We start from the raw sequence: 11,254 nt of genomic DNA on the forward strand, positions 1-11,254 counted from the left end.
TCGATCACTCGTTGCTGCGCGGTGACGCGGGCGTGTCGGTCGCATGCGGCGTGCGCGTGCGCGTGCGGGTGGTCGGTGAGGCCGTACACGGCCGCCGATCACCACCGTGTGCACCGGCCGCAGCCGCTTGAGGACGGCCATCTTGTGGTATCTCGGCAGGTCCGCCGCCTTGGCGCACTGGTGGATGGTCGGGTGGCCTGCGGCACCTTGGTGGTTCAGCTGGTTGCGGGGCGGGTCATGGCGGTGTGCGGTGGGGTGTCACGGCGGCGAGGAGGCGGCGGGTCGCGGGGTGGCGGGCCTCGTCGAGGTCGCCGGTGGGCAGGTCGTCGACGGCGCGGCCCTGGTCGAGGACGACGACGCGGTCGGCGGCGCGGCGGGCCGCGCGGAGGTCGTGGGTGACCATGACGATGGTCAGGCCGCGGTCGCGGCGCAGGCCGGTGAGCAGGTCGAGGACGCGTCGCTGGGTGAGGACGTCCAGGCCGCTGGTCGGCTCGTCGGCGAGCAGGACGTCGGGGTCCTGCGCGAGGGCGCGGGCGATCGCGACGCGCTGGCTCTCGCCGCCCGACAGCCCGGCGGGACGGCGGTCGGCCATCGCCGGGTCCAGGCCGACGTAGCGCAGGAGGTCCGGGGTGTAGGGGCCGGCTTCGGCGATGACCTGGCGGACGGTGTGGCGGGGGTCGAAGGAGGCCGCCGGGTTCTGGAAGATCAGGCCGGTTCGGCGCCGGACCGCGCGGCGCGCCCGGCCGGGCATGGCCCACACGTCCCGGCCGTCGCGGTGGACGGTGCCGCCGTCCGGCCGGTCGAGGGCGGCGAGCGCGCCCAGCAGGGTGGACTTGCCCGAGCCGCTGCGGCCGACGATCGCGACGGCTTCGCCGGGTGCGATGTCGAGGTCGATGCCGTCCAGCGCGAGGGTGCGCCGCCGCCGGGCGCGCAGTTCGCGGCGCAGATTCCGGACGGTCAGGGCGCCGCCCGTGATATGAGCCGGGCGTTCCGGCGCGCGGGTGTCGTCGGCTGCCTGGAGCAGGGCGCGGGTGAGGTCGTCGCGGGGGTCGGTCAGGACGCGGGCGGTGGGGCCGTGCTCGACGATGCGGCCCGCGTGCAGGACGGCGATGTCGTCGGCCCAGCGTGACGCCACGGTCAGGTCGTGGGTGATGAGCAGGACGGTCCGGTCGCGGGCGTCGGCCTTGACCAGGTCGAGGACGGTCTCCTGGGTGATCGGGTCGAGGGCGGTGGTGACCTCGTCGGCGATCAGCACGGCGGGCTCGTGGACGGTGGCGATCGCGAGGGCGGCGCGCTGCGCCTGGCCGCCGGACAGCTCGAACGGGTAGGCGTCCGCGAGTGCCGGGTCGAGGCCGAAGCGGGTGAGGGCGGCGGACGGGTCGCCCCGCCGGTGCGCGCGGACGGTCTCGGCCAGGTGCCGTCCGATGGTCACCGTCGGGTTGAGCGAGGCGGACGCGTCCTGGAAGGCGTACCCGACGTCGCGTCCCCGGCGGACGGGCCGTCCGTCCAGCAGCACCGACCCGCCGTGGGGCTGGAGGCCGGCGATCGCGCGGGCGGTGAGGGTCTTGCCGCTGCCGCTCGGTCCGACCAGGGCGAGGATCCGCCCGGCGGGGACGGTGAGGTCGAGGCCGTGCACGACACGGCGTCCGGGGACGTCGACGGTGAGGCCCTCGACGGTCAGGGCGCGGGCGGCGTCGTGCGGGCTCACCAGGTCCCGCCTTCGGACGGGCCGGAGACCGCGCCGGCGACGACGTTGACCGCGATGATCGTGACCACGACCGCGGCGGCCGGGATCGCGACGGTGTACCACTCGCCGGTGAGCAGGTGCGCCTGCGCCTCGGTGAGCAGGTTGCCCCAGCTCGGCCGGTTCGGCGGGACGCCCAGGCCCAGGAAGCTCAGCGTGGACTCGGTGAGGATCGCGTGCCCGACCTCGAACGCCGCGACCGAGGCGACCGGCGGGAGCGCGCCGGGCAGGAGGTGCCGCCACATGACCTGCCAGCGCGAAAGGCCGAGCGCGTAGGCGGCGCGGACGTGGCGGCGCTCGCGGCGGCTGCGCAGCTCGGCGCGGACGATCAGCGCGACCGGCATCCAGCTCGTCACCGCGATCGCCACCACGACGAGGCCGAGGGACGGGCCGGCGACCGCGGCCAGGGCGAGCACGATGACCAGCAGCGGCAGCGCCAGCAGCACGTCGGCGGTGCGCGCGATCAGCCCGTCCAGCCAGCGCGGCGCGACCGCGGCCAGCCCGCCGGCGAGCATGCCGAGCACGACGGTGATGGCCGCCGCGGTCAGCCCGACCAGCAGGGACGTGCGGGCGCCGTACAGCATCCGGGCCCACAGATCGCGTCCGAGCAGGTCGGTGCCGAGCGGGTGCCCGGCCGAACCGGGCGGCAGCGACGTCGCCGAGGTGTCGGTGGCGACCGGGTCGAGCGAGGTGAACAGCGGTGCCAGCACGGCGAGGGTCCCGAGCACGGCCAGCACCGCCACGGCGGTCACCAGCGCGGGACGGCGGGGCCGCAGCCGGACGGCGAGCAGCCCGCCGGGACGCCGCGGGCCCTTGGCGCGGAGCGGATCAGAGCGCATCGGCCAGGCCCGTCCGGACGCGGGGGTCCAGCGCCGCGACGATGAGTTCGGCGACCAGGTTGGCCGCGATCACGACCAGCCCGGTGCTCAGGACGATGGCGGTGAGCACCGGGTAGTCCTGGGCGCGGGCGGCGGCGACGGCCTCGCGGCCCATGCCCGGCCAGGAGAAGATCACCTCGGTGGCGTAGACGCCGGCGATCAGCGTTCCGGCGCCGGCGCCGAGCCGGGCGGTGAACGGCACCAGCCCGGGCCGCATCAGATGCCGGGTCACCACCGTCCGTCCGGGGAGGCCGCGGACGCGTGCGTTCTCCACGTGCGGCGCGTCCTTCACACGCCGGACGCCGTTCTCCACCAGCCGGACGTAGATGCCGAAGTGGTGGCCGAACGCCAGCGCGCACGCCGGGAGCACCAGGTGCGCGAGCAGGCCGTAGGCGGTGACCGGCTCACCGGGACGGCTGACACCGCCCGACGGCATCAGGTGGGTCGCCGCGGCGAACACGTACAGCAGCAGCAATGCGGCGACGAACCCGGGCATGCCGCCCATCACGAACAGGACCAGGTCGATGCCGCGGCGCAGCCACGCCCGGCGGGCCAGCGCCGCCACCAGCCCGACCGCCAGCGCCGCGGTGAACGACAGCAGCATCGCCGCGGCGGTGAGCAGCAGCGTCCACGGCACCGTGTCGCCCAGCGTGGCGGTGACCGGGCGTCCCGACATGGAGGAGGTGCCGAGGTCGCCGCGCAGCGCGTGCGACGCCCACCGCCGGTACCGCACCGGCGGCGCGTCGTTCAGCCCCATCTCGGCCCGCAGCTCGGCGATCGCCGCGGGAGTCGCCGGACGGCCGCCCGACCGGGCCTCCAGCACGGAGGCGGCCGGATCGCCGGGCGCGGCGTCCAGCAGCCCGAAGCACACCGCCGACAGGGCGACGGCGACCAGGGCCGCCGTCGCCAGCCGGCTCAGCAGACGCAGCGCCATCTAGGCGTAGCGCCAGGTCTCGGCGTTCCAGAAGAACCCGTAGCCGTGGTGGCCGAGCGTCCGCTGAACGGGCCCGGTGAGGTTCGCCGGGACGGCGTTGATGGTCGTGAGGTAGGAGATCCACACGAACGGCGGATCGTCCTGGAGCGCCTGCTGGAAGGCGGTGTAGGCGGCCTTGCGCTTGGCCGGGTCGAGGGTCGAGCGGCCCTCCTCCAGCGCCTTGTCGGCGGCGCGGTTGGAGTAGGACCCGTAGTTGGAGCCGCCCTTGGCCAGCGCCTGGGACGAGGCGAACGGCCCGTACACCGAGGAGTCGGGGTCATAGGGCGTGCCCCAGCCGACCACGAACCCCTGCAAGTCGCCCCAGTGCTTGCGCACCCAGTCCCGTGGGCGCGGGCGCGGGTCGATGTCGAAGCCCTGCTGCTTGAGCTGGGTCGCGGCCACGTTCAGGATGGCGACGCGCAGCGAGTCCTCGGCGAAGGTGGTCAACTCGAACCTGACCGTCTTGCCGTCCTTGGCCCACAACCCCTGCCCGTTTTTGGCGTAACCGGCCTCGCGCATCAGCGAGGCGACCTTGGCCGGGTCGAACGCGAAGCCCGGGGCGGCGGCGTAGGGGCTGGTGTCCAGCGGCCCCTTGGCCGGCGACCCGTACCCCAGCACGACGCTCTTGGCGATCGCGTCACGGTCGACCGCGTGGTTCATCGCCTGCCGGACCCGGCGGTCGGCGAACACCGCGTGGGTCATGTTGAACATGATCGCCCGGTAGTCGGCGGTCGGGTACACCTCCAGCCGCCTGCTCCCGGCCTTGTCCGCCTGCCGCGGTGCCAGGTTCGCCGCGCCGACCTCGCCGTTGCGCAACTGGACCAGCCGCGCCGAGTCGTCCGGGACGTACTTGATGACGATCCTCTTCAGGCCCGGTTCGCCCTCGTAATACCCGTCGAAGGCGGTCAGCTCGGCGTACTGGCCGCGCTTGTAGGTCTTCAGCGTGAACGGGCCGGTCCCGACCGGCCGCTGCCCGAACCCCGGGTCGGTGAGCTTCTTGCCCGCCAGCAGGTGCTTGGGGAGCATGCCCATCGACACCGCGTCCAGCATCGGCGCGAACGGCTTGTCCAGCGTGAGCCGGACCGTGGCCGGGTCGGGGGTGTCGATCGCCTTGACCATGGTGAAGTTGCGCGACAGCGGCGAGCCGGCTCCCGCGTCCCGGATGCTCTCGATGGTGAACCTGACGTCCTCGGCGGTGAACGGCTTGCCGTCCTGCCAGGTGGCGCCCGGCCGCAGCGCGAAGGTGTAGGTCTTGCCGTCCGGTGCCACGGTCCACGACCTCGCCAGCGCCGGGACGACCTTGTTGTCCTTGTCGTGCCTGGTCAGCCCGCGGAACACCAGCTCGGTCACCGGGTCGGTGTGCTCGTCCTGCAGACCCGGGTTGAACGTCTCCGGCTCGTCGCCGATCGCGTACGTCAGCGATCCGTCCTTCGCCTCCGCGCCGGACTCGTCGCCCTGCCCGCACGCCGACACGGCCGCGGCCGCCACCACCAGGCCCAGCAGGGCCCTGACCGGACGTTTCACCATGACCGGCATTATTGCAACAAAGATGCAGTAGCAAGCAACTCGCGGCTAGCTGCCCGGCCGCGGGCGCGAGAGATCAGCCTGCCGGGACGGTACGGCTGGTCGCCGGGTTCCAGCAGGCCGATCAGTCGGCCAGCGGGATGTGGGTCGATCCGGTGGGGCTGAGCTTCTGGACGGTGTAGACCTCGTCCCGGTCGGGACGCGTGGAGTCGGTGAACTGGAACACCGCGCGGCGGCGCACGACCTCCGTGCGCAGGTCGGCCGGGTTCACCAGCTCGACCCGCTGCGCCTGCGGGCCCCAGGCGAAGCGCACGCATTCGACGTACGTGTGATCGCCGGCCGTCTGCCTGCGCAGCAGCGCGTACGCCGCCTCGGTCGCGGGGGTGACCGGAGCCTCGACGATGGTGATGTCGAGTTGCGCCACGACCGGTTTCACCGGGCCCGAGCCGACGCGCAGGACGAGCCGTAGCCGCTCGCCGGGCGTGAAGGGGCCGTTCGACTTCTGGATCGCCGCCAGTGACAGTTCGTACAGCCTGCCCGGGTCGAGCGTTCGCGGCCCGTTCGCGGCATCCGGGTCCTGGAGGTCGCGCGGCGTCTGGTCCAGGTCGATCCTCTGGAGCGTCAGCGTGGCCTTCGGGGCGCCCGGGGGCGGTTCGCTCCAGTCGAAGCGCAGGGCGAGCGAGCCGGACGGATTGCACTCCCGCCGCTCGGCGGAAAGGGTGACGATGCGCTGCGGGCTCGTGCCGTCCGCTTGCTGCGGGAACTGCACCGACGCGCCGGCGTGGGCCGAGGGCGAGGCGAGCCGCCGGTTGTACTCGGGATCCTCGAAGAGGACGTAGCGCGGGACGAGCGGCAGGTAGGACGCGTTCGGGTCGGCCACGCGGAGCGGGAAGCGCAGCACGTGGCCGTAGCCGTCGTGGTAGGGCTCCGCGCCGGGGAGGTGAGGGGTGAACCGTGCTGTGACGCGCGCGTGGACGGTCGCGCCGGGCGGCATGCTGGCGATCAGCTCGCGGGCGCGGTCGGCGCGGGTCTTCGGGTCGCCGGGCAGCCCGAATCGGCGGATCGCGAGCTTCGCGGTCTCGATCGTGTCGGTCTCCGGTCCCGGCAGGGGCACGCCGACCGCGCCGAGCTGGGCTCGCAAGGCCGGTGTCAGCACCAGCGTCGGGGTGGTGATGTCGTCGAGCGCCGTGACCCGTCCGGCGTCGATGAGGTCCAGGGCCAGGGTCCAGTCGAGGATGCTGGTCTCCGGTACCTGCGGTACCTGCCCGCCGAGCAGGGTGATACTGCCGTCGATCCGGTAGACGAAGGTCAGGGTTCCGTCCCAGCCGACGTCCAGCGTGGAGCGCTCGACCGCGGCCAGGCGCAGCCTCATGCGCTGGGCGGTCTGCCGGTAGGTCGGGGTCTCCGGCGGGTCGCTGAAGGCGGCGCGGAAAGCCTCGTCGGCCGGGGACGAGGTGACCAGAGCCGGTTCCCCGGGGTCGAAGTGGCTCGCCCAGGTGCGCAGCGCGGATCCTTGCAGGCCGTCGGCGTTGGCGGGCAGCGGCACCGGGCGCGGGGCGCGGTGCTCCACCGGCAGCCCGCCGGAGAGCAGGGGCAGGCCGCGCGGCCGCGGGTGCTGGCCGGTCAGCGTGACGCCGCTCTGGCGCAGCAGGTGGTGGCGCAGCGTCACGAACACGCCGGCGCGCGTGCCGGTCACGAGGTAGCGCAGGCCGCCGGGCAGGACCGGCTGCCAGCGTTCCAGCGCCGGTCCGCCGGGCTGGTGGCCGTCCGGCTCGGGGATGCCGGGCTGGTCGAACAGCGGCTCGGTCAGCGCGGGCAGCGGCGGGTCGGGCGGTGCGGGCAGCAGGCTGCTCACGGCCGGTGCCCGGAAGAGCCGCGGCAGGCCGGCGGACGGCCGGTCGGTGTGCAGGGCCGAGCGGAACTGCACCGTGCGCTGGACGGCCTGCCACCAGAGCGTCTGGCCCGCCGTGCCGGGGGACGCCGCGCCGACGGCGCCCCGCTGATCCTTGGTGTACCGGACGCTGACGCGCAGGGCGCTCAGGCCCCAGGGCCACGCGGGCAGGTGCCCGTTGGACGGGCGCTGGGTGAGGTGGAGCGGCTGCACTCCGATCGTCTGCGGCGGCGCGAGCTCGAAGTCGCGGGGGGCGGCGGGGATCGGCGCGCTGCCGCACTGGCCCTCGCGGTAGCGCAGGCCGGTGAGGTCCGAGCGGATGCGGAACAGCCGCCTGGCCAGCGGGGCCGCGGTCGTCACCGGGACCAGGGCGAAGGCGTGGCCGGTGGTCAGGGCCGCCTCCCCCAGGCCGTCCGGGCGGGTGTTGTCGCTGATGATCCGGTAGCGCAGCACCGCGATCGGCGACTCCGGCGCGAGCGCGCGCTGGGACTGGGCGGCCCAGTCCTGCGCCAGGGCGCGCAGGTGGCTCTCGTCGGCGAGCCCGGGGGTGTCGGGCTGGACGGTCCACATGCGGCTCGCGACGGGTTGCAGCCGTGCGGTGCCGGGCGCGAGGCACAGCAGTTCCGCCAGCAGCAGCCGGGTCTGCAACGGCGACGGCCCGGCCGCCGGCACGGCCGGAGCGGGCCGCCACTGGAGCCCCTGGCACGGGCTGACCACGACGCTCAGCGGGCGCGGGTTGTCGGCGCCGTCGAGCTTGAGCGGCGCCGGGATGAGGGTGGCCGCGGGATAGCGGCGCGGGGCCTGGCCGCCGGCGGAGGCCTGGCCGAGCAGCTCGCCGCTCGCGATGAGCGCGGCGACCAGGGTCCAGCCGTAGGGCGGTTTGCCGGTCGGCGTCAGCGTGTTCACGGCCTGGGTGAGCAGCAGCGCGTCCTCGCGCCAGACGGGTGCGGCGTAGGGCGACGGGTCGGGCGGCGCGGGCTGGTCGCTCGTCCGGGGCGGGTAGAAGGGACGGCGCGGGTCGAAGGCCTGGCGCAGGGCGGTCGGGCGGCTGAGCCGGGCCGGTGTCTCGGGGAGGGCCGCGAGGACGCTCCGCAGCAGCTCGTCCTGCGGTTCGGGGGACGGGTTCTGGGCGCGGAACCAGCTCTCCTCCAGGGCCGGCGGGTCGAGCCGGGCGAAGCTCCGGCCGACCGCGGTGTCCAGGCTGGCGAAGGTGATGGGGAACGGGGCGCTGTCGGCCCAGCCGCAGAGGGCGAGGGCCAGGGACGGCAGGGCCGCGGTGGGGGACGCGGCGCGCAGGCGGGAGACGAGCAGCAGCGGGTCGGTCTGCAACGGGCTGGGCGGCCCGGCGGGTTGCGCTAGGTCCCGGGCGGTGTCCTGCAACCGGCCCAGGAAGGGCATGGTCAGCAGCATCCAGCGCGGGTCGGTCGGGTCGGTGGGCGCGTAGTCGGCCGGGCCGCCGAGCAGGGCGCCCTGGCTGCCGGTGGGCAGGAACTGCAGTGTGGTGGCCACGCCCTCCTCGGCGGGGACGAGCCCGACGAGGTGGTGGCCGCTCGCCTCGATGAGCAGCGTGTCGGCGGGCAGTGCCTCCAGCGCCGCGCCCGGGTCGGCCAGCAGTGCCGACAGGCCGGCGGCCAGGTAGCCGGCGCTCGCCTCGCCGAGCGGGCCGATGCCCTTGGCGGGGTCGACGGTCTTCAGGGCGGCCAGGCCGCGCAGGAACTGCGCGGCGCGCTGCGGCGTCAGCAGGCGCACCTCTTGCACGGCCGTCCAGCGGATCTCGCGGCCGAGTGTTCCGCCGCTTCCGTCGGCGTCCGGCGTCACCTCGACAAGCTGGTGCTCGACGACGGCCAGGGGCTGCCAGCTCTGTCCCTGGGCGAGGGTGAACAGCACGGGCCCCTCGGCGCCGGTCAGGAGCGAGCCGGGGATCTCGTGCTGGTTCAGCAGGACCCTGATCGTGTGGCGCAGATGGGTGAGGGACGGCGGCCCGGAGGTGCGGGCCGCCGGCAGGGTGATGCGCGCCTTGGCCGTGTCGTAGCTGAGCTGCTGCGGCCAGGAGACCAGGTCGGTGGCGGTGAGCAGCCCGTTGAGGAGGAAGCTCTCCTGCCAGTCCGTGCCCTGCCGGTGCGAGGTGTAGCCGACCGCGAGGTCGCCGGCCGAGGAGCCGTACAGGTCCGCGGCCTCGGCTTTCCGGTCCGGACGGGGGTCCTGGAGCGAGCGCCCCCAGTGGGCGAGGAGCAGGGCCTCGACGAAGGCGCCGGTCATCGGCAGTTTCGGCAGGTCGTCCGGGCGGGCGGTGGCGCGGAAGGTGACCGTCGCGAAGCCGGGTGCGGCGCGTTCGCGGAGGCCGGGCGTCTGCGCGTCGGCCAGGCGCATGCCCGGCAGGAACTGCGGCTTCCCGGGCTGCGGGACGCTGTAGCCGTTCCAGCCGAACTGCAGCGTGGTGTCTCCGGCGAGCGCCGCGGGCGAGCCGTCGGGCAGCGTGACGGCGAGGGCGAGGTCGCCGAAGAGGGTCGCGGAGTCGAGCGTGAAGCGGTCCGCCCCCTCCGTCATCAGGTCGAAGGTCAGCGCGGCCGCGACGGCGTCCCCTCGGGTCGCGGCGGGCACCGTCGCCGGGCCCGCGGCGAAGCGCGCGGCCACCTCCTCGGCGGTGAGGGCGCGGTCGTAGAGGGCGACCATGCGGTAGGTGCCGAGCCAGGCCCGTCCGCCCGCGATCTCGTTGCCGAGGACCAGCTCGAACTGGTCCTTCCAGGCGTCCAGGGTCCCGCCCACGGTCTGCTCGGCCTTGAGCTGCCCGTTGATGTAGACCCGCGCCCGGCCGTCGGCGGCGCGGGTGTAAGCCACGTGGGTCAGGTCGGCGGTGAGCGAGCCGGCCGGGGTGGCGAGGTCGGGGGCGCCCTCGTCGTTCGTGCCGCCGGTGCGCAGCCACGCGTCCACGAAGGACGCGTTCTGCGGCCCCTTGCGCTGCTGGAGGGTCACGTTGCGGTGCGCGGCGTCGGAGGAGACGGTGACGATCTCGGCCTGCGCGCCCGGCTGCCCGCCGGCGGCGGGCTTCACCCACGCCTCGATGCCGACCTCGTCGCTCGCCTTCACCGCGGCGATCAGCTTCGCGGCCGGACCGCCCGAGCGGATCGCCGTCGCCTTGGTGAGGGTCAGGCCGCCGCCGCCCCAGCTCAGCCCCTGCGCCGTGGCCGCGGTGAGGTGCAGCGGCTCGCCGATGCCGGAGGTGTCGTGGACGGTGGTGCCGCCGCCCTCGTCGAAGTGGTACAGGGCCTGGAGCCCCGTCGGCGGCCGGCCGATCCGCACCGCGATCGTGAGGGCCAGGCTGTGCCGGCCGTCGGTCATGTCGAGGCCGAGCGCGACCCGCTGCGGCACGATCGGGTCCGAACCGGTCGCGCCGGGCAGGGTGAAGGGCGGCAGCGAGGGCTTGGGGAAGCTCACCGGCGGCAGGCCGACCGCCCATTCCACCTGGAACAGGTGGAAGTACAGCCGCGCCTGCTGGACGGTCAGGCCGCCGCCGGGGGCCAGCGCGAGGCCGCCGGCCCGCAGGCGCGGGGCGTCGCCGGCCTCGCCCGCCGAGACGGCCAGCGGCCATTCCAGGGCGGTGCCGTCGAGGGCGGCGGCGCTGAGGGTGAGCGCGGTGCCGGCGCCGGAGAAGGTCAGCCGCACGCAGTTGCCGAGGTCGGTCTGCTCGGCGTCGGAGCCGGCCACCGGGAGCTGGAGCCGTCCGATCAGCTCGACCGCGGCCACGCCGTCGTCGGTGAAGACGACCCGGTCGAGCACCAGCGGGAAGAAGCGCAGGCCGAACAGGTCGAGGCCGGGCGGCGGCGCGTCGGGGTCCTCGTCGAGCGCGCCGAGGCGCCACTCGTACCCGGTGCGGTGCTCGTAGTCGCTGCTGCGCGCCTCGGGGTCGTTGCCGTCGAGGTCGAGTTCGGCGGCCTTGGGCGAGCGGGCGGCGGCCTTGGTGAAGGCGGTGCCCTGGGCCGGCAGGTCGCGGAACCAGAGCTGCCAGGTCGCGGTGGCGTTGCCGAGGGTGAGCGGGACGCGGGTGGTGATCAGCTGCACGGCGCCCGCGGTGGGATGGGTCACCGGCGTCCTGATCAGGTTGGCCGCGGGCCGGCTCGCGCCGCGCACCAGGCCGCGCTGGTCGGCGTACCCGGCGTCGCCGGCGGCGCGCGCGGCCATGCTCCCGGCCGTCAGCCGGTACTGGACGGAGTCCGCGGGCGCGTCCGCGGGCAGGCGGCGCAGGC

Annotated in this window: 5 protein-coding genes; all 5 read right to left on the reverse strand. The window is 74.8% G+C overall.

Annotated elements, in window-relative coordinates; translation table 11 throughout:
* Nucleotides 1–235: 235 nt before the first annotated feature.
* Nucleotides 236–1,708: an ABC transporter ATP-binding protein gene (locus E1300_RS15045; protein WP_165502844.1), complete on the reverse strand. Its 1,473-nt coding sequence runs from the start codon at nucleotides 1,706–1,708 to the stop codon at nucleotides 236–238.
* Nucleotides 1,705–2,583 carry an ABC transporter permease gene (locus E1300_RS15050; RefSeq protein WP_131757610.1) on the reverse strand — a complete coding sequence of 293 codons (879 nt, stop codon included), beginning with the start codon at nucleotides 2,581–2,583 and terminating at the stop codon, nucleotides 1,705–1,707. The genes E1300_RS15045 and E1300_RS15050 overlap by 4 nt, the downstream gene beginning before the upstream one ends.
* The gene (locus E1300_RS15055; protein WP_131757611.1) at nucleotides 2,573–3,556 is read right to left on the reverse strand and encodes an ABC transporter permease; all 984 of its coding nucleotides are present in this window, start codon (nucleotides 3,554–3,556) and stop codon (nucleotides 2,573–2,575) included. Before E1300_RS15055 ends, E1300_RS15050 begins: the two co-directional genes overlap by 11 nt.
* Nucleotides 3,557–5,122: an ABC transporter substrate-binding protein gene (locus tag E1300_RS15060; RefSeq protein WP_131757612.1), complete on the reverse strand. Its 1,566-nt coding sequence runs from the start codon at nucleotides 5,120–5,122 to the stop codon at nucleotides 3,557–3,559.
* 121 nt (nucleotides 5,123–5,243) lie between these two features.
* A complete protein-coding gene (locus tag E1300_RS15065; RefSeq protein ID WP_207399736.1) occupies nucleotides 5,244–11,189 on the reverse strand; it encodes a LamG domain-containing protein in 5,946 nt (1,981 codons plus the stop codon).
* Nucleotides 11,190–11,254: the final 65 nt, after the last annotated feature.

Source organism: Actinomadura fibrosa (assembly GCF_900659615.1).
Classification (GTDB): Bacteria; Actinomycetota; Actinomycetes; order Streptosporangiales; family Streptosporangiaceae; genus Spirillospora; species Spirillospora fibrosa.

Bases quoted from the DNA above. Each gene is read 5' to 3' on its own strand.
- E1300_RS15050 (WP_131757610.1), bottom strand. From the start codon at position 2,583: ATGCGCTCTGATCCGCTCCGCGCCAAGGGCCCGCGGCGTCCCGGCGGG.
- E1300_RS15055 (WP_131757611.1), bottom strand. From the start codon at position 3,556: ATGGCGCTGCGTCTGCTGAGCCGGCTGGCGACGGCGGCCCTGGTCGCC.
- E1300_RS15060 (WP_131757612.1), bottom strand. From the start codon at position 5,122: ATGGTGAAACGTCCGGTCAGGGCCCTGCTGGGCCTGGTGGTGGCGGCC.
- E1300_RS15065 (WP_207399736.1), bottom strand. From the start codon at position 11,189: ATGGCCGCGCGCGCCGCCGGCGACGCCGGGTACGCCGACCAGCGCGGC.